Source organism: Leuconostoc sp. XM4, assembly GCF_055698815.1.
The window spans coordinates 1211254-1236835 of sequence record NZ_CP134507.1 but is presented as its reverse complement, the minus strand read 5'-3'; the positions used below and the strand labels follow the sequence as shown (position 1 = coordinate 1236835).

General features: G+C 36.9%; 24 protein-coding genes and 1 riboswitch. Of the genes, 17 read left to right on the top strand and 7 right to left on the bottom strand.

Annotated elements, in window-relative coordinates; translation table 11 throughout:
- Positions 1-10 precede the first annotated feature (10 nt).
- The gene (locus RHP64_RS06275) at positions 11-1891 is read left to right on the top strand and encodes a site-specific DNA-methyltransferase (RefSeq protein ID WP_462784981.1); all 1881 of its coding nucleotides are present in this window, start codon (positions 11-13) and stop codon (positions 1889-1891) included.
- On the top strand, positions 1888-4143 hold the full coding sequence (locus RHP64_RS06270) for a DEAD/DEAH box helicase (RefSeq protein ID WP_462784980.1): 2256 nt from the start codon (positions 1888-1890) through the stop codon (positions 4141-4143). Before RHP64_RS06275 ends, RHP64_RS06270 begins: the two co-directional genes overlap by 4 nt.
- 924 nt (positions 4144-5067) lie before the next feature.
- Here the strand turns inward: RHP64_RS06270 and RHP64_RS06265 are convergent.
- Together RHP64_RS06265 and RHP64_RS06260 are read right to left on the bottom strand one after the other, a co-directional pair.
- A complete protein-coding gene (locus tag RHP64_RS06265; RefSeq protein ID WP_462784979.1) occupies positions 5068-5391 on the bottom strand; it encodes a hypothetical protein in 324 nt (107 codons plus the stop codon).
- Positions 5372-5602: a hypothetical protein gene (locus tag RHP64_RS06260; protein WP_462784978.1), complete on the bottom strand. Its 231-nt coding sequence runs from the start codon at positions 5600-5602 to the stop codon at positions 5372-5374. Before RHP64_RS06260 ends, RHP64_RS06265 begins: the two co-directional genes overlap by 20 nt.
- Positions 5603-5619: 17 nt before the next feature.
- On the opposite strand from RHP64_RS06260, the gene RHP64_RS06255 reads away from it, so the two are divergent.
- Positions 5620-5787, top strand: a complete 168-nt coding sequence (locus RHP64_RS06255) for a hypothetical protein (protein WP_462784977.1) — start codon at positions 5620-5622, stop codon at positions 5785-5787.
- 259 nt (positions 5788-6046) lie between these two features.
- Here RHP64_RS06255 and RHP64_RS06250 read toward each other — a convergent pair whose 3' ends face one another.
- From RHP64_RS06250 to RHP64_RS06240, 3 genes are read right to left on the bottom strand one after another with little or no spacing between them, the layout of a single operon-like run.
- On the bottom strand, positions 6047-6265 hold the full coding sequence (locus RHP64_RS06250; protein ID WP_462784976.1) for a hypothetical protein: 219 nt from the start codon (positions 6263-6265) through the stop codon (positions 6047-6049).
- A 10-nt stretch (positions 6266-6275) separates the two neighbouring features.
- The gene (locus RHP64_RS06245) at positions 6276-6494 is read right to left on the bottom strand and encodes a hypothetical protein (RefSeq protein WP_462784975.1); all 219 of its coding nucleotides are present in this window, start codon (positions 6492-6494) and stop codon (positions 6276-6278) included.
- Positions 6481-6924 carry a hypothetical protein gene (locus RHP64_RS06240; RefSeq protein ID WP_462784974.1) on the bottom strand — a complete coding sequence of 148 codons (444 nt, stop codon included), beginning with the start codon at positions 6922-6924 and terminating at the stop codon, positions 6481-6483. Before RHP64_RS06240 ends, RHP64_RS06245 begins: the two co-directional genes overlap by 14 nt.
- A gap of 451 nt (positions 6925-7375) precedes the next feature.
- On the opposite strand from RHP64_RS06240, the gene RHP64_RS06235 reads away from it, so the two are divergent.
- From RHP64_RS06235 to RHP64_RS06205, 7 genes are all read left to right on the top strand, one after another.
- Positions 7376-9460: a pLS20_p028 family conjugation system transmembrane protein gene (locus tag RHP64_RS06235; RefSeq protein ID WP_462784973.1), complete on the top strand. Its 2085-nt coding sequence runs from the start codon at positions 7376-7378 to the stop codon at positions 9458-9460.
- A 62-nt stretch (positions 9461-9522) separates the two neighbouring features.
- Positions 9523-10053 carry a hypothetical protein gene (locus RHP64_RS06230; protein WP_462784972.1) on the top strand — a complete coding sequence of 177 codons (531 nt, stop codon included), beginning with the start codon at positions 9523-9525 and terminating at the stop codon, positions 10051-10053.
- A gap of 116 nt (positions 10054-10169) precedes the next feature.
- Positions 10170-11156, top strand: coding sequence for an IS30 family transposase (locus tag RHP64_RS06225; protein ID WP_462784971.1), 987 nt, complete (start codon positions 10170-10172; stop codon positions 11154-11156).
- 453 nt (positions 11157-11609) lie between these two features.
- A complete protein-coding gene (dnaG, locus tag RHP64_RS06220) occupies positions 11610-13472 on the top strand; it encodes a DNA primase (protein WP_025268178.1) in 1863 nt (620 codons plus the stop codon).
- A 49-nt stretch (positions 13473-13521) separates the two neighbouring features.
- Positions 13522-14820 carry an RNA polymerase sigma factor RpoD gene (gene rpoD / locus RHP64_RS06215; protein ID WP_011679963.1) on the top strand — a complete coding sequence of 433 codons (1299 nt, stop codon included), beginning with the start codon at positions 13522-13524 and terminating at the stop codon, positions 14818-14820.
- Between the two features lie 21 nt (positions 14821-14841).
- Positions 14842-14887, top strand: a riboswitch (PreQ1 riboswitch).
- A gap of 6 nt (positions 14888-14893) precedes the next feature.
- Complete coding sequence (locus RHP64_RS06210; protein ID WP_011679962.1) at positions 14894-15451, top strand: QueT transporter family protein; 558 nt, start codon at positions 14894-14896, stop codon at positions 15449-15451.
- The gene (locus RHP64_RS06205; RefSeq protein WP_011679961.1) at positions 15448-16185 is read left to right on the top strand and encodes a 3-oxoacyl-ACP reductase; all 738 of its coding nucleotides are present in this window, start codon (positions 15448-15450) and stop codon (positions 16183-16185) included. Before RHP64_RS06210 ends, RHP64_RS06205 begins: the two co-directional genes overlap by 4 nt.
- Positions 16186-16464: 279 nt before the next feature.
- Here RHP64_RS06205 and RHP64_RS06200 read toward each other — a convergent pair whose 3' ends face one another.
- Positions 16465-17370 (bottom strand): LysR family transcriptional regulator, encoded by a 906-nt coding sequence (locus RHP64_RS06200; protein WP_071952144.1) that lies wholly within the window; start codon positions 17368-17370, stop codon positions 16465-16467.
- A 321-nt stretch (positions 17371-17691) separates the two neighbouring features.
- Here RHP64_RS06200 and RHP64_RS06195 point away from each other — a divergent pair, with 321 nt between their 5' ends.
- The 7 genes from RHP64_RS06195 to RHP64_RS06165 are packed head-to-tail and all read left to right on the top strand — an operon-like array spanning position 17692 to position 24499.
- A complete protein-coding gene (locus RHP64_RS06195) occupies positions 17692-18888 on the top strand; it encodes a trans-sulfuration enzyme family protein (RefSeq protein ID WP_025268176.1) in 1197 nt (398 codons plus the stop codon).
- Between the two features lie 2 nt (positions 18889-18890).
- The gene (locus RHP64_RS06190; RefSeq protein ID WP_011679958.1) at positions 18891-19727 is read left to right on the top strand and encodes a basic amino acid ABC transporter substrate-binding protein; all 837 of its coding nucleotides are present in this window, start codon (positions 18891-18893) and stop codon (positions 19725-19727) included.
- 11 nt (positions 19728-19738) lie between these two features.
- Positions 19739-20398, top strand: coding sequence for an amino acid ABC transporter permease (locus tag RHP64_RS06185; RefSeq protein ID WP_011679957.1), 660 nt, complete (start codon positions 19739-19741; stop codon positions 20396-20398).
- Positions 20391-21113: an amino acid ABC transporter ATP-binding protein gene (locus RHP64_RS06180; protein WP_014324836.1), complete on the top strand. Its 723-nt coding sequence runs from the start codon at positions 20391-20393 to the stop codon at positions 21111-21113. The genes RHP64_RS06185 and RHP64_RS06180 overlap by 8 nt, the downstream gene beginning before the upstream one ends.
- 18 nt (positions 21114-21131) lie before the next feature.
- The gene (locus tag RHP64_RS06175; protein WP_025268175.1) at positions 21132-22070 is read left to right on the top strand and encodes a D-isomer specific 2-hydroxyacid dehydrogenase family protein; all 939 of its coding nucleotides are present in this window, start codon (positions 21132-21134) and stop codon (positions 22068-22070) included.
- Positions 22071-22100: 30 nt separating this feature from the next.
- Positions 22101-23282 carry a pyridoxal phosphate-dependent aminotransferase gene (locus tag RHP64_RS06170; protein WP_025268174.1) on the top strand — a complete coding sequence of 394 codons (1182 nt, stop codon included), beginning with the start codon at positions 22101-22103 and terminating at the stop codon, positions 23280-23282.
- Positions 23283-23293: 11 nt separating this feature from the next.
- Positions 23294-24499: an MFS transporter gene (locus tag RHP64_RS06165; protein ID WP_025268173.1), complete on the top strand. Its 1206-nt coding sequence runs from the start codon at positions 23294-23296 to the stop codon at positions 24497-24499.
- A 78-nt stretch (positions 24500-24577) separates the two neighbouring features.
- Here RHP64_RS06165 and RHP64_RS06160 read toward each other — a convergent pair whose 3' ends face one another.
- Positions 24578-25561 (bottom strand): peptidyl-prolyl cis-trans isomerase, encoded by a 984-nt coding sequence (locus RHP64_RS06160; protein ID WP_111303424.1) that lies wholly within the window; start codon positions 25559-25561, stop codon positions 24578-24580.
- Between the last annotated feature and the right edge of the window lie 21 nt (positions 25562-25582).

Below are 25582 nucleotides of genomic sequence, written 5' to 3'. Positions count from 1 at the left end.
AATAATGTTCATGGAAAAACAAATTGATTATAGGCCGCACGAAAATGAGAAGAAGCGAGCCCTTGAGTATTTAAACAAAACGATTGATAAAAAACGTTCTGCCAGAGAGCAGACACTAAACAACGAGAATGAGAAGGAAATACAAGAGTTAGAAGAAATTAGAAGATTGCTGGATACCAAAAAGTATGGATTGATTTGGGAACCTCATTCTGAAAAAGTTGAAGAACGTATGAAGTTTGAAATCCCGATTTTTTCCGAGGATAAAGATAAAGAAATAATTACGAATCCCGAAAAGGAATATAATTTTATTTTAGAAGGGGATAACCTTCATAGTCTTCACCTATTAGAGAAAACTCATCGTGGAAAAGTAGATTTGATTTATCTCGATCCGCCATACAATACTGGAAATAATACCTTTAAATATAATGATGATTATGTAGAAAAAAATGATTCTTTCTTACACTCAAAATGGTTAAGCTTCATGGAGCGTAGGTTAACTTTAGCTAAGCAACTTCTTAGCTCATCTGGTGCTATTTTTATTTCTATAAATGAAGAAGAACAAGCAACGCTAAAACTTTTAGGAAATGAAATTTTTGGGGATGCTAACTTTATTGGCACTATTATTTGGAGGAAAAAACAAGGTGGGGGGCAACAAGGAGCTACATTTGTAACTGAACATGAGTATATATTCGGTTGGAGAAGAACAAATCAATTCAGATGGATTGATGAAATGGTAGAAAAAGAATATGACTTTAAATCACTACAAAGAGGATACAGCTTGGTAAAACTTGAAAAATGGGGTTCATCAGCCCATAAAGAGGACCGTGAAAGCATGTATTTTTCAATTAAAAATCCAAATGGAAATGACTTCTATCCAGTTGCACCCGATGGCGAACCTGGAAGGTGGCGTGTCGGTAAAAGCAGAATGGATAAACTGATAGCTACTGACAATATTGAGTGGTTAAAAAATAATGACAGATTAGTACCATTTGAAAAAGTGCCCATAGATACAAAAGCAAAAAAAATAATTAAAGAACGAAGCATTCTGTACAATTTTGCTACTAATACTGATGGGGATAAGTTATTAACAAAGATTTTCGGTAAAAAAGATGTATTTTCTAATCCCAAACCTATTGAATTAGTTGAATATTTAATCAAACATACAGGGGCAAAACTAGTTTTAGATTTTTTTGCAGGCAGTGGTACAACTGGGCATTCTGTAATGGATTGGAACGCAAAAAATAACGACGATGTCAAATTTATATTGGCTACAAACAATGAAAATAATATTGCTGAAAAAATAACGTATGAAAGAATTAAGCGTGTAATCCTAGGGTACAAATCACCTGAAAAAATAGTTGACAAACTGTTTGAAAAAAAGCTTCGTATTTTAGACTTTACTCAACTTAAAAATTTAGATGGCAAAACTGGTAGGCTTGAACTTTTGATGAATGAAATCGATAAGATTGCCAGTGTAAACAATGATTATGATTCCTTGAATGTCAAGTTAATTGATCAGTCAATTGTATTGATCGGAACAAAAAATTATCAGGAGACTGTTGCTGGTTTAGGGGGGAATTTAAAATACTTTAAAACAGATTTTATTAGTAAAGCTTCCCACGGCGTGGAAAATCAGCTAATAGATAATGTTCGGGCTATGGTGGAGCTAGAGAATGGCGTGGAACTTGAAAAATCATCGATAAAAATCATCATAAATTTAAAGTCTATAGAGCACACTAAGCTTGAAGGAATAGAGAAAATTTATATGCGCGAACAAGTTCATGGAATGTTAAACCGAAAACAGATGCAAAGAATCAACGAGAAAGGTATTAAAATTATAGATATTCCGGAAAATTATTTCAACAAGGAACTACGGGAGATAGGACTATGAGCTATTCACTATTCGCTTTTCAGGAGACAGCTGTAAATACGTTAAGGGATAAATTTTTTAAATCTTCCAAGAAAATTAGTGTGTTGTATTCTCCTACAGGATCTGGAAAGACAGTTATGATGATTGCTTTGATGGATAGAATTATATCCACGAATCCATCCTCATTTGATTATTCGTTTATTTGGTTGACTCCTGGTAACGGGGAACTAGAAGAACAGTCTTGGAAGAAATCATCGGAAAAATCGTTGGAACTAAAATCACAGTTTCTCACTGATGCTCTTACAAATGGTTTTTTACCGAACACAGCAACGTTCATAAATTGGGAATTGGTAAAGAACAGTAAATTTAATATTGCATTGAAGTCTGGAGAAAGAGAAAATTTGTCTGATCAGATTAAACATGCTAAAGAAAAAGGTATTCATTTTGTTTTGATAATAGATGAAGAGCACAGAGATCAAACATCAAAGGCTCAGACAATCATTGACCTATTTGATGCCGATAAAATAATTAGGGTAAGCGCAACACCTCTTTCAAATGGACCTGATAAGGATATTGTACGTGTAAATGATGAAGATGTGATTGCCCAAGGATTAATTACCCGCCAAATTGCATTAAATCAGGACGTGCCTCAGAACATAAGTATTTCAGACACAGTTACGTATTTTTTAGACCTGGCTGATCAAAAACGAATAGACATACGTAAGGAATATTCTCATTTAGGGAAAAAAATTAATCCGTTAGTACTTATTCAATTTCCAGATGAAAAGGCTGGAAACAAGGAAGAACGCAACGCATTAATTAATCGTGTACAAAATTATTTGATTGAAGGGCTTGGGCAAAAGATAGAGGATAATTATCCTACAATTGCACGTTGGTTAAGTAATGATCATCTGAACATCAAAGAAATTGAAAAAAACAATAGTCCAATTAATTATTTATTGATGAAACAGGCTATTTCAACTGGATGGGATGCACCGAGAGCAAAAATACTTGTTAAATTTAGATTGCGAAGTGATGCTACATTTACTTTACAGACTATTGGACGTATTAGGCGAATGCCAGAGCACAAGCATTATGGTCTTCCTTTATTGGATAATGGATATATTTATTCAGATGATCCACAATACATTTCGGACGTTATGAATAAAGGTTTGGCAACAAAATTGGTGAGTTTTGAATTGAATCCTGAGTCACCTGAGTTTGGTGTTAGTTCAATAAAGCCGAACGCCAATGCTAAGGTAACAAATGAAGAAGTGGTAAGACAGTTTTATAATCATCTCTACACTAAGTACGGGCTAACAAAAGTTCCTGAAAAAAATAAAGAAATTCTACAGAAGTCTGGTTATATTTTTGGTAACAATATTAGTCAGACAATAGCAACTTCAGATGATTTATCAGTTGATATATTAGAAAACACTTTGCAAAATGTTGATATTAGTATTCCGATAAACACTGATTTACATAGGCTAAGGCTCTTAGATGCAGAACAATCAATAATGAAACCAATGCATGTAAATTCACCGTCTGATGTGAATAAAATATTGGTTGAATTATTTAGTAATCGAGCAGCAGGAATTATACAGCCACCGATTACAATGCTAAAGAATTTGGAATTATGGGCTTTTATAATCAACAATTTCAAGAAAATTAGAACTGATGCCTTTGAAATGGACAGTGGCATTTTTTCAAAGCAATTGGTATTGTTTACTGAGATTAATGAAGGTAGAGCAGATATTATTCCGTTTAAAACACCCAAAGTTGATATTTATGCTACTATGGATGAGGAAAAATATACCATTCTGGATAAGAATATTTATAAAGGGTATTCCACAAGAAACTGGGTGAAACAATCTCAACCAGAAAAAGAATTTGAATTATGGATGCAAGAGTCTGATGATGTTAGGTGGTTTTATAGGTCAAAAGACCGAGGGGAACAATATTTTTCAATTGTTTACGGTTCTAAGAAAGAGGGCTTTTTTCCAGATTACTTGGTACAAGGTGTCGATGGTTTTACCTACATCATTGAGACAAAAGGAGCAGATGGTGAGAATATTGATAAATATTCAGAACAGAAATTCAATGCGCTGAGCGAATATGTCAAGGGTAGGTGGAGTGGCAACGCCCGCTTTGCATTTGTTAGAAAAGATAAAAAGCTCAACAGATTAATGTACAACAATACTCAGTGGGATGAAAGTGTGTCGGATAGTGTCCATTGGAGACCACTAGAAGAATTATTTACTTTTTTTAATTAATAAAAAACATTTTTATGAGAATGTTAAATATTAATTAATAGAATTCGAAGTTGATTAACAATATTTTGCGCACAACTATTTTAAATTATATTCAACAAGATTAATTAAAAAATTTCTATAAAAACAAAGAGTATTCTAAAAATCTTAGAGAGCAATTAGGGTAACGTGTGCATCATAATGTTCCTGTATATCAATTAAACTGTACAAAAAAAACAGTCATACAAACCATCAATATGTAAACTTTTCAAAGGTGTAAAAATTGATGGGTCCAAAAACTATAACAAAGTCTTTGGAGCCTTTGTCTTAATACTTGGTAGGATTAGTTGCTGATAAGTGTTGTATAAAAGGCGAAAGGCGCTAACTTGCAAATTAAGCAAGTTAGCGCCTTTTGTGAATAACAAAGTATTTATGTGCTTAATTGACGAGTAGATAGACTACCTGACAATGCTCCAATCACACAGCCACACAATGTCTAGTGATAAAAATAAACCGAGGAAGAGTTAACCCAACATATTTTGATCCTATATATTAAACAGGAGCGATTGACTTTTTAATTGATCAAAATGTGAAACTCAAATGTTAATAATTTCTATCACGAGAATACTATAACAGATAATAATTTAATGTTGAATGTATGCCACATTTTTTTGAGAATTACTTTTGCTTGCCAAAATGAATGAGTTCAGTTATATATATGAATCCCAATGCCATTAAACCCAGTATGAAAACAATCATATTTTGGGTGCCAATATGGTGCCAAATGCAAGCAACGATAAAAGCGGGTAAGTAGAAGTGCCAGTAATTAAAAAGATGACCAAAAATAAGAATTAATAAATAAAGTAAAGTTCCTAAAATGTGACCAAATAACCAAAAAAGGAACATTGCTAATAGACATAAACAGAAAATTAACATACTAGTATCATCCTAATCGGGTAGTTTTGTCAGACAGAGTGAAAAGAGTTCCTTTGTCACTGAGGGATAATTCAATAGGTTCTTAATCCCAAAATGCGTTTGCGTATAAGCGCAGACCAGGTAACCAAAATACCAGTCATGACCTGATTCACTCAGACCATGTGGGTGATCAACAAAAAGACGTTGCAGTCGCTTTAAAATACGCGGACTAAAAATAGCATCGTCAAAGATTGCTTGTGCCAAACCTGGATAAATATATTGGCCATTACTTTCTAAAATGACTAACCTGTTGGCATTATTAGTGGTAGACAATGTTTTAGTTGTGAGTTTTGACATGAGTTTCCTCCTTATGGGGCAGGTGACCAGTGTTAGTCCAGCTACGCATCGTTTTATAAGCGGACTGCTTAAAAGCCAAGCTAGCTAAGACATAAAAGCCAGCCAGGGTGAGTAAGACATACAACATTGTGCCATTGATGACCATCAAGATGACATCCACACTGATAATTGATGCGGCAATAGTAGTGATAACTTTGGTAATTTGATTCATAGTAGTTCTCCTTGATTATGTACGCACCAGGCAGAAACCATTTCCTGTCGGCCCTGCCTGTGATTGGTGTGTTATTTCGTTTTGACGAAGAACATGGGGACACAAGCAGCGCAGAATACAAGGGTGAGCGTAGCGAATTTACGAATCCCTTTTATTCTGGGCTAGTGCTTGTTGCTGTGGTATAACCACCACAGCTTACAAGGCACTGGTTGTGGCACAATGTTTGACTCAAAGCGAAGTGGCACCCAAGAGCAAGGCATACAAGCGTAGCGTGTTTGATCCCGCTTGCGGGTCTGGGGAACACGGCAAAAAATATTTACCGCTTACCATCTTCACGCGCAATCATAATCACATCGACTAGGTAATATAAAATATAGACCAGCATGGCAATTAGCATGAGAAGTTTGAAAACGAATACACCCATAAACACACTCCTATCTGTGATTAAAATTCCTCGTAGTCCGTTGTCTCTTGTTTGTACTCTGCACTGATTTCACGTAAATCTAAATCATCTGCTCCTAAAATAACTTTTTCGTCAAAATAGTGACGTTTACCAATTTCAACAGCCTGTGTCAGTTTCTGCTCATCTGTGAATGTATCAGGGACATTAACTGCCACAGTCCTAACCAATGTTTCCGTATATTTAACGTTGACGATTGCCATAATTTTCTCCTTAAATGGTGGTTCTGAGGGTAACGTGTTTACCCTCAGCTAATTCTTGCAGGATAAATGAATTTAAACGTAGCGCTTCATCATCTGATAAATCAATTTCGCCACTGTCGTTGCTAGTGGACTCACTGACATGAATTTCACTCCCGCCCATAGGAAAGTCATCAGACCATGAAAAGTAACGTATGGCTATATTTTCCATGACTTCATCATTCATTGTCATTAGTCTTCTGTTGGTTTTTCGTGTAATAGGTTAGTCCATTTTCTTCAACTTGATTGAACATTTGGATAAAGTCCTTATCGAGCATATTTTTATTTTTGTTCAGTTCAAATTGTGACCAAGTAAATTCCATTGCTTGATATTGACTAGGCGTAATACTGCTAGGCTTTACTTTGGTATCAAGGCAGAGTATAGCTTGATAAAACAACTTTGGGCTTTCTTTTTGCAAGGCTTGTAAAGTGTTAAAAATGGTGCTGACTAATGAGATACTAACGTTCGCTTCAACCATTTCTTCAAAGCCTTTACTTAATTGGGCTTTATAGTGACTGGTTGGCACTTTGGTCTCATTAAACAAATAAGTCATATCAGCGATTGATTGTGCCATTTTGGCGATTGGTAACTTACTAAAATCATCATAGAATTGCTTGGTCATTATTTTTTCTCCATTTCAAAACTTTTTCCTGTTGGCAATCGCTCCAATTGAGCTGGTTGCGTCGTGACGGGTAACAATTGGCATGATAACCAAAGCAACACAAGGATTGCGCAGCAACTTGCCACGTCCTTGTGTTTCTTTATAGAGCCTGTTTGGCGCTTGCGCCTTACAGACTCTTTATCATGCGATTGTGAAAACGGCACAGAGCAAACAGAACAATTTGGGCGATGCGAACGGAAGTGAGGATTTTGAACCCCCAATTAACTTTACTGGTGTGGTATCAACCACGCCCGTCAAGTTAATGATCAGGGGGACTGGGGGGGTCTTCACGAAAAAGTGGGGCTTCTTATGACATTTTATTAAAAGCTGCTAGAGTGAGCCATACCTGTATTAAAGTACAAACGAAAATGTACGTGCAGGAAAACACCCGCATTGAAAAGAGGGAAAAATAATGCTCCAAACTTTAGCACAAACATTACCAGTAAATGGGCCAACACCAGATTTTTACAGTGAATGGTCGCAGTATCTCAGCCCTTTACCACACATATTTTTAACGTTAATTATGCTATTTATGCATAGTATTGCTTTGATATTCTATTACATTGCCAATACCGTTTATGAGGCCTATCAAGACTCATTTAAACTGTTAGACTTTATGAATATTTTCTTTGAGCCTAAGAATGCAGTCTATACAGATTGGAACTTAGGCAATATTCTAAAAGATTTCCTGTATTTAGGTTTTGTCATTTTTGGCATTATGATGCTAGTTCAGTGGATTCAATACACGGCTACTTCTGGTCGGAAAGGACGTGAATGGCCTAAGGGCATCACCATCACCGTTGCAGTGATTAGTGCTTTGCCAATGATTATTGGTTTAATGTCAAATATTGGTACGACTACGGTGGCAGATGTGTCTGGCACTGATCAACCAACTATTATCACACAATTATGGAAAGGAAATTCAACCGATTTAAAGTATTTGGCCAAACACAATTTCGATATGACTAAGTACAAATTTGATAAGAATGTTTTCGCTGATGCGGATGCCAAAATAACTGGCTCTGACTATCATTCAGTAATGAGTGATGCAGGTTATACAGACGGATTAAATGATGCGCAAAAGTCTGTTTTCACTAAAAAGATTGGTGGCAATGGTAAGATGATTGACATTACTGGTGACTCACTTGTTTTGGGTAAAACATTTGCGGATGAATACCCAGTCATGAAAACCAATTGGTTAGGCATTATTGGCGGCGAGATTGTCTTTATAATCGTTGTAGCGGGGGCTATTGTGCGTTTGCTAGCCTCGGTTTACAAAATGGCTTTCATGGCAGGCTCAATTGTTTATTTCGGGCTACGTGATGGCACACAAGGTAAACGAGTTATGCAAATTTTAGGCATGATTGAGGGACAAATTACAGGCATTGTAATGATGCCAATTTCCTTAATATTTTTCTTTGCTTGGGTTGAATTTGCTTTTAATACCATTAAAAGCATTCCAAACCTTGGAATGTGGCCGTTCACCATTCTGTCGATTGCTGCCCTGTTAGCTGGTGGTAAAGGGCTTGCAGGTGGATTTGAAATGATTGAGCAATGGACTGGTGTCCGTTCTGGTCATAATCCAGTGGCTTCAATGATATTGGCTAATCAAGCGGCACACATGATTGGTGGCGCATCTAAAGCGGCTAAGAAAAATATTGGTAAAGGCTTGAATGCTCTCTCACCAGAACAAAAAAAGAAGAATCGGGAATTAGGTAAGAAAATTGCCAATTCAGGTGGTGTTCAAGGATTGGATAATAGTAAAGCACTTACTGATCATAGCCTAAGTGATACTGGTATTGATAGTACCGCACAAACCTCAGGAAAGGCAGCTAAAGCCGCTGAGGTAGCAGGACGTACAGTAGGCGCAATGAAGCATCCAGGTAGTTTATTGAAAAACACTGGGCGGGCTGCTGGTGAAAAAGTGAAAGGTGGCGTGAACAAAGCCGTTGGCAATGTCAAAGATTATGCTGGTGGTGTCGCTGATAGCTTTGCTGGTGGACAACAAGCCGTTGAAGCCTTTAACAAAAGACATTCACCTGTGACACCGAAATCAACCACTGGTAATACATCATCTACTTCTGCTCAACCACGTAACGTTCATGAAGCACTTTCAAAGGCTGCGACAAATTCACCTAATGCTCATCCAAAAGAGACAGCAGGTCAATCCAACATGAGCCGTTCTATGGCAGATGCACACCGTGGCTTACCAACTGGGAATAATTCAAACAAACCTAATGCTACTAATTCAAAAAGGCCAATTGTTAGTGGTGGGACAGTTGTTCAACCTAAAGGAGTAGGTGCAACGCCAGCAACCATGTCACGTCCAAACACACCACGTTTGAGCGGTACATTGCCTGGCAAAAAGACGGTAACGCAACCGTTGACACCAGCGCAACAAAAAGAAAAGGATCGTGCTTGGGCTGAGAGTGTGATTGCGAAACAGAAAGCCAAAAATCAAACTCAACAGACCATGTCAAGTAAAGATGACAAGTGAAACTTTTAATTTGTAGGCTAATACGGTAAAATTAACGTTAGTTGATTTTAGGGAGTATACCGATGGAGAAAATAAAGCAAAATAAAATCTGGATCACAATTGTGGTTATTGGAATTATTGTTATCGCCATTTTATTGGCCATGTTGCACCAACAAAAACAAAACAGTCCTAAAGCACAATCATCAAGTTATGCCTCAAGTGTGAAGGCATCATCTGCTTCAACATCTGAAAAGGATCAAAATACAGAAAAAGCCTATGCTAAAAAAGCCGCTAAGATGAAAGGACATGTGATTGCCCTAGGTAGTGGGAAAAATGATGTATACTTCACTAAATGGACTTTTTCGGATTTTCAAACCTATGTGAACCAGTGGGCGGAAAAATACTCACAAATGACTCAAAAACAAAAATATGCTGCAAGTATAAGTTTTGGCACCCCTGATTCCATAAAAAACAGTGATTATGATACGGAAGCACTAGATACAATTTATGATGCAGTTAAGACAGGCAAATTAAAAGATTTGGGATGTTATTATGATACGGTGAAGGATTTCAACAAGGACAATACTATGTTCAACCCAGATGATATACAATAACAAAAGTGGTCAATAATTGCAGTGAATAAATATTAAAAAGTTTGATTCCTAGTCGTTTGTGGGGGTCAAACTTTTTTCTCTGTTAACAATTAGTAGATAAAAATAGGAAATACAAAATGAGACGTTTTAGACATTTAGAGCATGGTGACCGAGTTAGAATTGAAACTTTAAGACAAGAAGGGCATACCTATGCCTATATCGCAGAGAAAATTCATCGCTCAGTCTCAACGGTTTATAATGAAATTCACCGCAATACTATGCGACCAGATGTCACTCGAAATACCGAAATATTTACCTATAATGCCGATTGGGCCCAGGTTCAATCAGAATACCGTCGAAAGAAAGCATCTATGCGTAAAACAAAGATGACGAGACACTGGCAAAAGGTTATCAACGAGTATTTAGATAGAGATTGGTCTTTACAACAAGTTGCTATGGCAACTCGTGTACCTTATTCAACAAATACGCTTTATGGTTACGCACGTGATGGCTTATTAAAATATCGACCGAAGAAATATAGGCTAAAAAAAAAGCACTACCACGGCGTAAAGACGGACCGAGAGATGTTCAAGATTCATCACATTAGTTCACGGCCCAAGAAAGTTACAGAAAGGACCGAATTTGGCCATTGGGAGGTTGATGGGGTAGAAGGCCCAATTTCCAGTTCAACGCTCTTGTTGACATTTTTAGAGCGCAAAACACGCTTTTTAGTCGCTGTGAAGACCAAAAGCAAAACGGGTAAGTCCATTAGAGAGGCTATGGCGTTCTTTTTTAGATTTTATGGTGATCAAGTTAAAAGTATGACCTTTGATCGTGGTAATGAATTTACCAATACGTCTAATGTTCTGACCGTTACGCATGAGTTTAATAAAAAGATTTACTTTACTGATGCTTTTGCTGCATGGCAAAGAGGTTCAAATGAAGAACGTAATGCCAGAATCAGAGAATACTTTCCTAAAGGCACTGTATTTACTAAAATATTGCAAGTTAGAATTAACTCAGTAACTAAACTGATTAATGAAAAGCCCTTAAGGGTATTGAATTGGCATACGCCAGCAGATAAATTTAATTTAGCCAGACGGGAGAAAAAGTCCAAAAATTGACTTATAAAATAGCATAATCAGAATGGCATTCACTCAGTGGATGCCTGTTTTTCGTGTCATTAAATTAGAGAGTGAGAATGAATTTTTTAAGTGATTCAAAACTTCGTTAAAAAAAGGGGCAAAACTTTTGGAAAAACTGAAAAATGTAACCAAAATGTAATAAACGCTAGAAACCGCACCGTATCAGATATAAACAGGCGTCAAAATTAAAAATAACCGTTAAAAAGGCTATATATTTTCTATTTGGGGTTGACATGTTCCGAAACCTTTTTAGTTAACATAATACCTATATCCCTTAAAATGAAAATAGCTTCAAACACTGGTATAGAGGTATTCCTACTTCGAAACTAGGGGTTGACAAGATTTGTTTAAACTATTATAATTAAAACAGTTGAATGATTTCAGTCGCAAACCAAATAGTTTGCGACTTTTATTGTTTGAAAGGTGGTTCCATTGGCAAATCGTATTCCGCAAGCTTTTATTGATAATGTGCGATCAAAAGTAAATATCGTTGATGTTATCGGCCAATATACACAATTGGTAAAAAAAGGCCGACAATGGACGGGCTCATGCCCTTTTCATGATGACAGGCATCCTTCCTTATTTGTTGAAGAAAACAAGCAAGTATTTAATTGCTTTTCATGTGGTCGCTCTGGTTCCGTTTTCTCCTTTATTATGGAAAAGGAAGGATACAGCTATCCTGAGGCAATCTTATCATTAGCGGAAAGCGTTGATATTCCAATTGACTCAAGTATTTCTGCGAATAATGGTAATCAAATTGATGGCACAACACAAGCAATATATCAGCTACACACTGATGCGCAACGATTGTACCAACACACATTGCTTAACACTGTTTCTGGTGAACAGGCACTAGCCTATCTTCATGATAAAAGGCAATTAAGTGATGAGATTATTAAGGAATTTGGGATAGGTTTTGTTCCGGACGATAACCTTCTATTGAGTTATGCGAAGGAGAAAAATTTATCTCATGAAATATTAATGGCTTCCGAGCTATTTATCACGAATACTGTGAGTGGTGACATGCGTGATCGTTTTTCAGGGCGTATCGTTTGGCCAATAAAAACTGAACGGGGTCAAGTTGTTGGCTTTTCTGGCCGATCGCTAGACGCTGAAAATTCAATCAAATATATGAACAGTCCAGAAAGCCCATTTTTTACTAAAGGACGTATTCTATATAATCTAGATCGAGCGAAAAACGTCATTAGACAAACGGGTACGGCGATGATTTTTGAAGGCTTTATGGATGTTATTTCAGCACACATGGCCGATGAAAAAGTTGGCGTTGCAACCATGGGAACCGCGCTAACACCTGATCATGTCCGACAGCTTTCACGCATTGCGAAAAGAATACTTCTTGTTTATGATAGTGATGAAGCGGGGCAAAATGCTGCAAGGCGTTCAATTGAGCTCTTTAAAAATAATGCTAAAGATATAGAGGTCGGTGTTGTCCATCTGCCTGACTTGCTTGATCCGGATGAAGTTCGAATACAGCGCGGATTACAAGTTTTAAAAAAGTCACTAAATCAAAGCATCTTAACACCAATTGAGTTTTTGGTCAATGCAGCCAGAAATGGTAAGAATCTAAGTAATCAAGCGCAGTATCTAACGTTCTTGCATGAAGTCATGCAAATCTTATATACAGCTACGCCAGTTGAACAAGATATTCAGCTGACTCGGATTGCAAATGAGTTTGGTACATCAAAGCAAGCATTACAAGCACAACTACAACAAACTAAGCAGTCAGTAAAAGTGCAAAATAGTCATCAATCAGTTTCGCAATCATCTCATGTTGCGAGTGACTTTAGCCCAAAGGTCCCTGAATATGAATTTGGTTTTCCAGTTGAGCCTAATCGATATCAAAAAATTTCAAAGGTTGAGTTGGCAGAGCGTGCCTTAATCATGGCAATGATTAAAGATCCGTATACGCTGGAACGTGTTAAATCGACAGCGGGATTTGCTTTTGTTCATCCTGAGTATCAATTGCTAATGATGCTGACTGAAATTTATCAACGAGATCATTTGGGGACATTTGATATTGCTCAATTTATGGATTTTATACAAAAGCCAAATTTGAATCAAAAAATTATGGCCATTGATCACAGTTTTGGCGATATAAAGGTCGAAAATGATGCGGTTCAAGATTATTTGCGTATAATTATGGAAGAAGCACCTGTGTCAAATCGTGTTCAGGAATTAAAACAACTAATTGAAATTGCTAAGCAACAGCATGATGATGCCAAACTAGTTCAACTTTCAACCGAATTAATTAACATAAAAAAACGACAACATTAGTCGAATCGATGTTAATTAAATAGCCTCATTGTAAAATATAGGAGTAAAAATGACAATTATTTCAAGTTCAAGTAAAATTTCAGATATTAAAGATTATCTTGATGAGCAAAAAATTGCTTATAATAGTCGAGCAAAGAAGGCTGAACTATTAGCTTTGGCACAAGGAAAGACTCCTGAACAAGCGGCAGCAGCTGGAAAAGCTTCAAAGCCAAAATCAGCCAAAAAGTCTGGTCCACTAAAAAATCCTGAGTACGACAAGGCAACCAAAGCGTTAATTGCTGAGTATAAAGCAGCAAAACAAATAACATATGCAGCACTTTCAAAGCGTTTAGCTGAGCCCTTTAACTTAGATGAAGAAAACATCGAACGTCTGATGGAAAAAGTTGAAGATGCCGGTATAGCAATTGTTGATGACAATGGCGATCCAGCGCCAGAAGTGTTAAAGGCCAAGCAGAACAAACCCACTGATCAAGAGTTAGCAGAAGCCGAGGAAACCCCAGCTGGTATTAAAATTAACGATCCAGTGCGTATGTACCTCAAAGAAATTGGCCGTGTCAATTTGTTGAAGGGAAATGAAGAAATTGATATCGCTAAGCGTATTGAAAATGGGGACGTCGAAGCCAAGCAAGAGTTAGCAGAAGCCAACTTGCGGTTGGTTGTCTCGATTGCCAAGCGTTACGTTGGTCGTGGTATGCAATTCTTGGATTTAATCCAAGAAGGAAATATGGGCTTAATGAAAGCCGTAGATAAGTTCGATTATACCAAAGGATTTAAGTTCTCAACGTATGCTACATGGTGGATTCGTCAGGCTATTACACGTGCTATCGCCGATCAAGCGCGTACGATTCGTATTCCAGTCCACATGGTTGAAACGATTAATAAGCTGATTCGTATACAGCGTCAATTGTTACAAGATTTGGGACGTGAACCTCTTCCAGAAGAAATCGGTGCTGAAATGGATTTGACGGCCGACAAAGTACGTGAAATCTTAAAAATTGCTCAAGAACCAGTATCTCTTGAAACACCTATTGGTGAAGAAGATGATTCTCATTTGGGTGATTTCATCGAAGATAATGAGGCAGTTTCTCCAGCTGATTCTGCAGCATATGAAATGCTCAGGGAACAATTGGAATCTGTTTTGGATACATTGACTGATCGAGAAGAAAATGTCTTGCGTTTGCGCTTCGGATTAGAAGACGGACGTACACGTACATTGGAAGAAGTTGGCCGTGTATTTGGTGTAACACGTGAACGTATTCGTCAAATTGAAGCGAAAGCGTTACGAAAGTTACGTCATCCAAGTCGTTCAAAACAATTGAAGGATTTCATGGATGAGAGTACGAATTAATTGATTGTGTTCTGAGACTTAATAATAGCGGTTCATCAACCATCCCGCTTAAAAAAACTAGGAGATACTATTTATGCAAAAAACAGTAAGTGCGCGACAAAGCAATCGCACTAGAAATATCACATTAACAGCGATTGTTGCTGCGTTGTATGCAGCAATTACGTTAGTTATAGCACCAATCGGATTTGGACCAGTTCAGTTACGTTTATCTGAGGGCTTAAATCACTTATCCGCATGGAATAAACGATATATTTTGGCATTGGGGCTAGGCGTTTTTATCGCCAATCTCATTTCGCCATTAGGTTGGGTTGATTGGATATTTGGTACCGCAGGTACCTTGATTATGACCACTGTAACTTATCTGTTGACTCGCAAAGTAACAAGCACGCTGGTAAAAATTTTAATTAGCTCTTTTGTAGTTTCTACATTAGGAATGGGTATTTTAGCAGCAGAGTTTACATTTGCCTTTAATATTGGTGCCAGTGGTTCATTTCCTTCAGGCGCATCAGGCGGTCTTTTTTCACAATGGTTGGCGTACTATATTAGTGTTTTGCCAGGAGAAATTGTGTCATTGATTGTTGGTGGTATTTTGATTTTTGCACTTAGTAAGATTATTAAATTAGACAAATGATTGAACAAAATTATACAAATAAAAATGTTTTATTAACCGGTGCTGCTTCAGGCATCGGTTTTTCGCAATTGAAAACTTATTTGTCTCAAGGCGCAACAGTGTATGCTTTAGACAAAGAAAAAATTACGTACACACACAAACATTTGCATACGTATCAAATTGACATTAGACAACACAAAAAACTAGAAATGTTGGTGGAACACATAACTAGTGATGTTTCAATTGACATTCTATTGAATACAGCAGGAATCTTAGATGATTATCAGCCATCTTTAACCATTGACTTGGAGACTTGGCAACGGGTGATGGATACAAACTTAACACCGATGTTTATTTTATCGAATGCTGTATTACCCAAGATGATTGCCTCTGGATATGGACATATTATTAACATGGCGTCTATAGCTGGCTTTACTGCTGGTGGGGGCGGGGCGGCATATACAACCAGTAAACATGCAATTATTGGATATACCAAACAGTTGGCTTTTGATTATGCTTCAAAGGGATTACATATTAATGCTATCGCGCCGGGAGCAATTAAAACACCAATGAATGCCAAAGATTTTGCTGGCGATGCTAGTATGGCCCAACAAGTTGCCAATCAAACCCCCGCAAAGCGCTGGGCTGCACCACAGGAAGTCGCTGATTTAACAATGTTTTTGACAAGCCCACAAGCTGACTATATTAATGGCACAGTAGTACCAATTGACGGTGGTTGGACATTAGGACATTGAACAAAAAATATTTTTTTCTTCCATATAATATAGTCAATCCATGTCACAATTAAATAAGGGTAGACAAATTAGATTTAAAGAGTATTTGTATTATAATATTTATTTACTGGCAGATGAATTTTCGCATGAGTGTGGGTTATCGCTGATTTGAAGTTTTAAAGTATAATGATTGCTTCATTCAAAAGTGGCCTTTTTCGAATGATTAATATACAATCACTATACCTGATATAATTATTTAGAACAATTACGAGTTTATAGGTAAAAAGCCATAACATTTTGTTATGGCTTTAGTAATTTTTCGAGACTTTTTAGTAGTTCTTGCGCATTATGACTGAGATTGTGATCCTGTTGGATCACATAGCCAAATGTTAAGTAGGCATCTTCTCCTTCAATTTTTAAATTTTTGATATCATATTGTTTATGGCCAGGAGAAACCATATTAATACCTAGCTCAACGACATCTGTTTCTAAAATGATATTTGTTAAAAGATGCTCGCTATTGGTGTAAACAGTTGGTTGTAGCGTATCTGTAGCGAAGCCACCAACATTAACTTGTTCCAATTGGTGTTCCATAGAAAAAAAATCATTTAATCCGCGGACAAATTTTAATTTTAGTAGTTCTTCAAACGAGATTGATGTTTTATTGTAAAGAGGGTTGTTATGTCCGACATAAATACACGCCTCTCTTTTTTCAATCTCAATAAATTTTAGTTTCTTGTGAGAAATAATATGTCGAAAAGCCTTTAACTGGTTTTGAGAAACGTATAGAATGCCTAGCTCAGAGAATCCTTGGGAAACTTGAGTCGTTATTTCTTCAACGGTACCTTGTTGGTGAGAAAGAATCATATCTGGGTTTTTCTGGTATAGTTCAACTAACAGCCATGACATGATATTACTGGGATAGGTTGCTACGGAAAAATTATTATTACTTGATATAGAATTTGTATCAGTAATCAAATTTACGTTTTTCAAAATATTTTCAGCATAACTATAAATTGATTTGCCATACGCTGTTAGTTTCAATCCTTTGCTAGTTCGTTCAAATAGAGGAGAGCCTAACTCTTGTTCAAAAAGTTTGATGACCCTGCTGACATTGGGTTGGGTTGTAAACAGTTTAGCGGCAGCTTTGCTCAAACTGCCACAGTTATGGGCAGTAACAAAATATTCTAATTGCTTAATTTCCATACGCACCACACTTTCAAAAAAAGTTGTTAATCGATTATAGCATTTATTCAGTGGAACCAAGATAAGATTATTTAAACATTGCGAGTAAATAGTTTTCTAAAAACAGTATACCTAACTTAGGTATGCTGTTTTTTGTTCCTGAAAAGAGATGTTATTTGTGCAATTTGTACAAATTATATTTTTAAAAAGGCAATTTAACTAATGAAATAAAATAGATAAGTATGTAGAGTAGACTGCAATATCAAATAGCGGATCCGTAAATACGAACTTTGATACAAATCAGTGCATTTTTATTTTTATTTTAAGGGAGGTATTGTCGTAATGACATACAAAAATGAACAAAACACAAACATATTGTACAAAGGGAATAAAATTGACCCCAATCGTGTCAGTGATCCAGAAGTGATGCCTTTATATTTGTCAACAGCTCATAATGTGGCAGATTTAGATGATCTGCAAAATACTTATGATCGAAAAGGTTATGCGTATACGAGGTCCCATAATGCGAATCGTGATGGGATTGCAGAACTTATGACCTACTTGGAGCAATCAGAAAAAAGTGTCATCACGAACACAGGTATGTCTGCTATATCAACAACACTCTTAGCACTTTTGACATCAGGTGATCACGTTGTGGCTGATAAAACGCTGTATGGTGAATCAATTGATTTGCTTAAGACACTAAGTAAATACGGAATTTTAGTTGACTTTGTTGACATTACAAACCTAGATGAGGTTGCTTCGGTTATAAATGCGAACACTCGAATTCTTTATACAGAAACAGTTAGCAATCCCATGATGACAGTTGCAAATATTAAGGCAATTGCAGATTTAGCGCATAGCCACCAAAGTTATCTTATTGTTGACAACACCTTTATGACGCCAGTTTTATTTCACGCACTAACTGATGGTGCAGATGTTGTGATTAATAGTTTAACTAAATTTGCAAATGGCCATGGTGATGTAACATTAGGATCAATTAGCGCTAAGGCTGAGATAATAGAAAAAATTTATAACCTTCAGGTGCTGCTGGGTACGACAGGGGATCCTTTTGATTCATGGTTAGCAACACGTGGTATCAGAACCTTAGACTTACGTGTTAAAAAACAATCAAGTAATGCTTTGTCATTAGCAACATTTTTGGAAAACCATCAGCTAATTAGCAAGGTTTATTACGCTGGTTTAAAGAGCCATCCACAACATGACTTAGCGGAAGCGCAATTTTCTAACCAATATGGGGGCATGTTGAGTTTTGAATTAAAAGGCGATCGTCAAACAATTAATAAGTTTTTACAGGAGCTAAACTTGACGAAGTATGCCATGACCCTTGGAGGCATACGAACAACAATATCACATCCAGTCTCTTCATCTCATTATGATACGCCAGAAGAAGAGAAAGCAAAGATTGGTATTACTGACCAACTACTGCGTGTTAGTGTCGGTATTGAGGATGAAGCAGACTTAATTCATGACTTTGAGTATGCATTATCTCAGATAGAGTTAGAGGAAGGTGAATAAACATGGTAGCTCCACGTCAAAAAAAGTCACACAATAATATTGTGTATATTGTCTTAGGTGTCGTTATTGTAGGGATTGTCATAGGCACAACAAAATTGGTGGGACATTCAGCAACCACCAAAAGTAAATCAGAAAAGAAAATATCAGTATTAACGTATGCTAACTGGAACCCGTTTGAATACATAAAAAATGGTAAGGTTGTTGGGTTTGATTTAGATATCTTGAAATCTTTGTCTAAAGAAGCGGGCTATCAGTATACGATTAAGAATACTGGTTGGGACTCGATGTTTACACAATTAAATTCTGGTTCAGCTGATGCAGCTATTTCTGGTATTACAATTACAAAAGATCGTCAAAAAACATATTCGTTTTCAAAACCTTACTTTGTTTCTCGACAGGCAATCATTGTTAAGAAAACTGACACAGTAATTAAAAATGCAACTGATCTGAAGAATAAAAAAGTTGCTGTTCAGCTAGGTTCAACCGGAGAGGAAGCTGCTGAATCAATCCTTGGCAAGAATAGTTCAAATATTAGCAAAGACAAAGGCGGCACAACATTTTTACAGGTTGTTCATGGGCAAGCAGACGCTGCAATTGGTGACGAAACCACTGTTAAAAAGTATGTGGCAAGTAATCCCTCATACAAATTAAAAGTTATTTATGACGATAAAAACTTTGAACCAGAATATTTTGGTTTGATGTTTACTAAAAATTCAAAATACCGTTCAACATATAACGCTGCTTTGAAAAAAATAATTGACAATGGCGAATATACAAAAATTTATGAAAAGTGGTTTGGTAGTAAGCCATCACTTGATGTCATAAAGTCACAGCAATGAGGAGATGATCAATGAGTTTTAGTTATGAAATGATTTTAGATTACGCCCCATTTTTCATGCATGGTTTACTATACACTTTGCTGTTTTCCCTTTGTGGGGTAGTTTTTGGAACGATATTTGGACTGATTATTGCACTTGGCCGTATGTCGAAAAACCCCGTTATTTCTGGAATATTTAAAACCTATATTGGTTTGTTTCGTGGCACACCATTGTTTGTACAAATTTTGATTACCAACTTTGGTGTCGTACCGGCAATTTTTGGACATTCCAATCCATATATAGCCGGTGCCCTGTCCTTGTCCCTGAATGCAGCGGCCTACATTGCTGAAACATTTCGTTCAGGTATTCAATCCATTTCTGAAGGGCAACGTGAGGCGGCTAGAACATTGGGTTTGTCTCAATTTGATACGATGCGTTTTATCATAGTGCCGCAAGCCATAAAGATAGTGATACCGGCATTAGGAAACGAATTTATTAGTTTAATCAAAGATTCATCTTTGGTATCAGCAATATCCGCACCAGAAATTACGTATTGGGCTCAAGCTATGAATGCACAATACTATGTTGTTTGGACGCCATATCTCACAGTTGCCGTACTGTATTTGATTTTGACCTTGTCAGCAAGTCGACTAATGAAACTATGGGAAAGGAAAATGGCGCAAAATGATTAAAGTAGAACACATTTCAAAACAATTTGGTACCAATGATGTTTTAAAAGATATTAACTTAGAAGTGCCAGAAAATGAAGTCGTTGTTATCATTGGACCATCAGGGTCTGGTAAATCAACATTGCTGCGACTCATCAATCACTTAGATGTTGCAACAAGCGGGTATATCCATGTTGATGGTGAAGATATAACAGATGAGAATAACGATATTTCTAGTATTCAAGCCAAGATGGGAATGGTTTTTCAACATTTTAATTTGTTCCCAAATTTAACCGTGTTAGAAAACATAACATTAGCGCCTAAGCGCGTGAAGCGCTTGAGTGTTGATGAGGCCAATGAAGAGGCAAAAAAACTGTTGGCATTAGTCGGCTTATCTGACAAAGTGAATGCCTATCCTAAATCTTTGTCTGGTGGGCAGCAGCAACGTGTAGGAATAGCGAGATCGCTTGCGATGCATCCTAAATACTTATTGTTTGACGAGCCAACTTCGGCCTTAGATCCAGAAATGGTTGATGATGTTCTTGAAGTAATGAAGGATTTAGCTAAGCAGGGCATGACCATGATCGTAGTGACCCATGAAATGGGCTTTGCCAGAGAAATAGCTAATAAGGTTATTTTTATGGCCGATGGTGTGGTCGTTGAAGAAGGATCTCCAAATGCGATATTTGGCGCACCACAGCATGTCAGAACAAAGGAATTTTTGGGAAAAGTATTATGAAAAATTGAGGAACTATATATGTCAGAAAAACGCATACACATTGTAGGTGATTTACACGAAGTTGCTATTCAAAAATTTACCAGTGCAGGATATGATGTATCGCATAGCCCGAATTATGATGAAAAAAAATTATTGTCCTTAGCTTCTGATGCAGCGGTCATTATTATGACTGATATGGCATTTGACAAGAATTGGTTTGATGCCTTGCCAAATCTAAAATTAATCGCCCGTCGTGGTGTAGGATATGATAACATTCCGGTGGAATCAGCTACCAAACACGGTGTGTGGGTGACAAATACACCCGGTGCAAATGCTATTGCTGTTGCGGAATTGGCTGTTACTTTGATATTAACAGTTTTGCGTAAGGTCAACCAAGCAACCAATAGCGTGCAAAAAGGTGAGGTATTAACATATCCAGCAAGTTTAATGGGTCATAATTTATCTGGGAAAATAATAGGACTCATCGGGTATGGTCAAATTGCGCAAAATTTAGAAAAAATATTGCATGGTTTTGGGGCGCATGTATTGGTTTATAGTCGAACAAAGCGAGAAACGATTTATGGTCAATTTGTATCGTATGACACACTACTAGCACAATCAGATATCATATCGTTACATATTCCTGCTACACCAGAAACAAGTGGTATTTTAAATCATGAAGCATTTTCAAAGATGAAAACGAACGCTATTCTAATTAATACAGCACGAGCTGCTTTAGTAGATGAAGAGGCATTGGTTGAGGCAATAAATACTGGAAAAATAGCAGGTGCAGGTCTAGACACAACAAGTTATGAGACCATAAAAACAGCTAGTCCTTTATTGAATCATGATCAAATTGTGATTACACCACATATTGGTGCAAATACAGTAGAATCCGAATACTTGACTGCTGAAAAAGTAGTGGCAAGCGTTCTTGATTTTTTTAACAACCAAAAGCCGATATACAGATTAAACTAGCACAATTAGGTGATGAAAGGTACGCCATTAATGACAAAAAATATTAATAAAAATGTTCATAACACAGGACTGTCAGGTATTCGTTTGGTTTCTAATTTTATAAAAAAGCCGGTAAACGAGGTCATTCAACTGACAGTTGGTGAAATTGATTTACCAACACCATTTGCTACCAAGCAAGCTGGCATTAAAGCGATTGAGCAAGATCACACAAAATATACTGATAATATGGGTATATTAGCACTTAGAAGAATCATCACTGAGTACGCGCAAGAATTTTACAGTGAACCTTATAATCCTGTTACAGAGGTACTAGTGACAGTTGGTGCAAGTGAAGGCATTGACCTAGCAATCCGAGCACTAGTGAATCCTGGTGATGAAGTCATCCTTGTTTCACCTGGTTATACTGCTTATACGCAAGCCGTTACTTTAGCAGGGGGTGTTCCAGTAGTTGTTGATACACGATCGAGTAATTTTAGGCTATTACCAAATCAATTAGAGGAGGTCATTAGTGAGAAAAGTAAATTAGTTATACTCAATTATCCGAATAATCCGAGTGGCGTTGTTTTATCTTCTCAAGAGTTAGTAGAATTAGCTAATGTCATCAAGAGACATGATTTATATGTGTTGACAGATGATGTGTATAATCGTTTAGTTTACGATCAAGATTTCGCACCATCTATTGCAAGTGTGCCCGATATGAAGGAAAGAACCTTAGTATTAAACGGTTTATCTAAATCGCACAGTATGACGGGTTGGCGCATTGGTTATTTATTAGGGCCAGAATGTTTAATTCATGAATTATATAAAATCCATCAAACCGATGTTGGCTGTGCCTCAAGTATCTCTCAAGAAGCTGCAATGACAGCTTTAACAGTGGATCGCGATAACCCGTCTGAGATCGTGCCCATATTTAGAGAAAGGCGAGACTATGTTCTGAAACGATTGGATGAAATTGGTATTAGCTATATTAAACCAGAGGGAACATTTTATGTCTTTGCAAATATTGAAAAGTTTGGCATGACTTCATTAGACTTCGTGAAGTTTCTAATAGAGACAGTGGATTTGGCTGTTGTTCATGGCTCCGCTTTTACTGAATTTGGTGAAGGATTTATTCGAATTTCCTATGCAATGGATTTATCAATTCTAAAAGAAGCTTTGGACAGGTTTCAAGCTGCCGTGGCTAAATTAAACAATCAAAAAAGCCTCAGCTAAGAGGTGGAAGTGTGGGGCAAATCAAAAGTGAACAAAGAATTAGAAATTTCAAGATAGCATGGATAGGAACATTTATGGCGGGCATGGCATTTAGTGAAGCCATGCCTTTTTTGGCTCTTTATATCATGCAAATTAGTCATTTTAATCAGGCACAAGTTAGTTTTTATGCCGGTATTTCATATGCGGCTTCGTATTTAGTAGTGATATTAGTCTCACCAATTTGGGGTAAAATTGCAGACCAACACGGGCGAAAACCAATGCTACTTCGCACAGCCGCGGGGATGGGGATTGTAATCATCTTATTGAGTTGTGTGACGAATATTTGGCAGATTATTATTCTCCGTCTTTGTCAAGGGCTTTTTGATGGTTATACACCCAGTGTAATTGCCTTAATTGCTGCTGAAACGCCACTTGAGGAGCGATCCGTAGTGATTAGTAAATTATCCACCGGATATATTATTGGCGGGTTAATGGGCCCGCTAATTGGCGGCGTACTCGCTACAATATTTAGCATTAGAATGACCTTTTTTATTACGGGTATAATTTTGTTATGCGTAGCTTTCATCAGTTTTTATGGTATTCAGGAAAACTTTCAGAAAATCAATACAAGTCCGACCGAAAAGTTAGCCTCATCTAAAAAGGAAAGCGTTTGGACTGTGCCAATCTTAATATTGCTCAGTGCTACCATGCTAATTCAGTTTGTAGAGAGTGCCATAATTCCTTATGTTAGTTTGATGATTAAAGATTTGTTATTTTCAGAGCATTATTTGACTATCATGACGGGTATTGTTTCTGCTTTGCCAGGTGTCGCAACAGCTGTATTTGCAACCTTTGTTGGTAAAATGAGTAGCCATTTTGGTACTTTAAAAATACTTAAATTGTGTGAACTTGCAGCAATAATAATTTATGCTTTGCTTGGTATGACCACCAGTTTAATGTTTTTTGCAGGACTAAGATTTTTAATTGGAATTGTTAACGCTGGTATGACGCCAATGATACAAGTATTATTGTCAAAAGTTAGTAATCAATTGAGTTCGGTTTTTAGTATGAGTTTATCGGCACAATCACTTGGTAGTTTAGCTGGATCTATTCTTGGTGCATACCTGAGTCAATTTATGCCGTTGAATAATCTATTTTACATTGCTAGTGGTGCCTTAATGATCAGTTACGTATTATTGAAGAAAGGAGAACTGGACAATTCAACGGCTCCTACATAAAAAAATTGGTATAAAAAACGATCTAAGCAATTAGATCGTTTTTCTTTGCACAATCATTGACAATAAATGATTCAGCAGTTATTTTGATGAAGAACTTGAAGAACTTGAAGAACTTGAAGAACTTGAAGAACTTGAAGAACTTGAAGAACTTGAAGAACTTGAAGAAGAAATACCAGCCGTTAGATAGGTATTCAAAGCAGTTTTCAAGTCGCTGTCTTTAACACTAACATTGTTTTTACGCAAAATCTTTCCGACAATGGCTTGTATTTCACTGGTGTTGCTTGAATCATTAATGAAGTCAGTCACTATCTGAGTTGATAAGGTACTACGCAAACTGCTCATTGAAGGTTTTGTTGTTTTCTTATTCAATTTAATGACATAGTAACTGCCACTTGTACCAGTTACAGGTTCCGTTGAGTAGTCGCCAACTTTATCGAGCTTGAATGCTGCAGTTTGCACGGCTGAGTCGATGCTTGTATTTGTTGAATTAAACGCTGGCATTTTACCATTTGATGATTTATAAGTACTATCTGTAGAATACTTTTTGTACACTGTATTCCAGTTATCACCGTTCTTCAATGCAGCAATTGCTTCTTTAGCCTTAGCTTCATTCTTGGCTGTAATCATCGAAATCGTCGTGTCTGAGTGGTAGTTTGTATAAGCAGTTTTCAGTTGCTTATCGGTTACCTTATAGTTAGCCTTGATGGCAGCGTTGATGATCAGATTATTTTTGATATTCTTTTTAAATTGGGCATCAGTTGTGTTGTTTGATGCCAAAACAGTCTTGAACGATGAACCGTACTGCGCCTTTTGTGCGTCGTAGGCGTTTTGTACATCTGTGTCAGAAACTTGGTCGCCATATTCGGCCCCTAGGACCTTATTAATAACCATATTAGCAAATTCTTGCTGACCAGCTGATGATGTTTTGATATCTTCGTAAAATTGCTTTTCAGTAATTTTACCAACTTTTGAAGTCATTAATGTTTTTGACGAGTTAAAACCAAGAAAGACCAGTCCGCCGACAAAAACAACGACGAGAAGCCCCCAAATAAATTTTCGCATGTGATAATACTTTCCTTTTCT

Excerpts from the sequence above, each read along its gene's own strand:
- RHP64_RS06275 (WP_462784981.1), top strand. The coding sequence starts at position 11 with ATGGAAAAACAAATTGATTATAGGCCGCACGAAAATGAGAAGAAGCGA.
- RHP64_RS06270 (WP_462784980.1), top strand. The coding sequence starts at position 1,888 with ATGAGCTATTCACTATTCGCTTTTCAGGAGACAGCTGTAAATACGTTA.
- RHP64_RS06265 (WP_462784979.1), bottom strand. The coding sequence starts at position 5,391 with ATGTCAAAACTCACAACTAAAACATTGTCTACCACTAATAATGCCAAC.
- RHP64_RS06260 (WP_462784978.1), bottom strand. The coding sequence starts at position 5,602 with ATGAATCAAATTACCAAAGTTATCACTACTATTGCCGCATCAATTATC.
- RHP64_RS06255 (WP_462784977.1), top strand. The coding sequence starts at position 5,620 with ATGTACGCACCAGGCAGAAACCATTTCCTGTCGGCCCTGCCTGTGATT.
- RHP64_RS06250 (WP_462784976.1), bottom strand. The coding sequence starts at position 6,265 with ATGGCAATCGTCAACGTTAAATATACGGAAACATTGGTTAGGACTGTG.
- RHP64_RS06245 (WP_462784975.1), bottom strand. The coding sequence starts at position 6,494 with ATGACAATGAATGATGAAGTCATGGAAAATATAGCCATACGTTACTTT.
- RHP64_RS06240 (WP_462784974.1), bottom strand. The coding sequence starts at position 6,924 with ATGACCAAGCAATTCTATGATGATTTTAGTAAGTTACCAATCGCCAAA.
- RHP64_RS06235 (WP_462784973.1), top strand. The coding sequence starts at position 7,376 with ATGCTCCAAACTTTAGCACAAACATTACCAGTAAATGGGCCAACACCA.
- RHP64_RS06230 (WP_462784972.1), top strand. The coding sequence starts at position 9,523 with ATGGAGAAAATAAAGCAAAATAAAATCTGGATCACAATTGTGGTTATT.
- RHP64_RS06225 (WP_462784971.1), top strand. The coding sequence starts at position 10,170 with ATGAGACGTTTTAGACATTTAGAGCATGGTGACCGAGTTAGAATTGAA.
- rpoD (WP_011679963.1), top strand. The coding sequence starts at position 13,522 with ATGACAATTATTTCAAGTTCAAGTAAAATTTCAGATATTAAAGATTAT.
- RHP64_RS06210 (WP_011679962.1), top strand. The coding sequence starts at position 14,894 with ATGCAAAAAACAGTAAGTGCGCGACAAAGCAATCGCACTAGAAATATC.
- RHP64_RS06205 (WP_011679961.1), top strand. The coding sequence starts at position 15,448 with ATGATTGAACAAAATTATACAAATAAAAATGTTTTATTAACCGGTGCT.
- RHP64_RS06200 (WP_071952144.1), bottom strand. The coding sequence starts at position 17,370 with ATGGAAATTAAGCAATTAGAATATTTTGTTACTGCCCATAACTGTGGC.
- RHP64_RS06195 (WP_025268176.1), top strand. The coding sequence starts at position 17,692 with ATGACATACAAAAATGAACAAAACACAAACATATTGTACAAAGGGAAT.
- RHP64_RS06190 (WP_011679958.1), top strand. The coding sequence starts at position 18,891 with ATGGTAGCTCCACGTCAAAAAAAGTCACACAATAATATTGTGTATATT.
- RHP64_RS06185 (WP_011679957.1), top strand. The coding sequence starts at position 19,739 with ATGAGTTTTAGTTATGAAATGATTTTAGATTACGCCCCATTTTTCATG.
- RHP64_RS06180 (WP_014324836.1), top strand. The coding sequence starts at position 20,391 with ATGATTAAAGTAGAACACATTTCAAAACAATTTGGTACCAATGATGTT.
- RHP64_RS06175 (WP_025268175.1), top strand. The coding sequence starts at position 21,132 with ATGTCAGAAAAACGCATACACATTGTAGGTGATTTACACGAAGTTGCT.
- RHP64_RS06170 (WP_025268174.1), top strand. The coding sequence starts at position 22,101 with ATGACAAAAAATATTAATAAAAATGTTCATAACACAGGACTGTCAGGT.
- RHP64_RS06160 (WP_111303424.1), bottom strand. The coding sequence starts at position 25,561 with ATGCGAAAATTTATTTGGGGGCTTCTCGTCGTTGTTTTTGTCGGCGGA.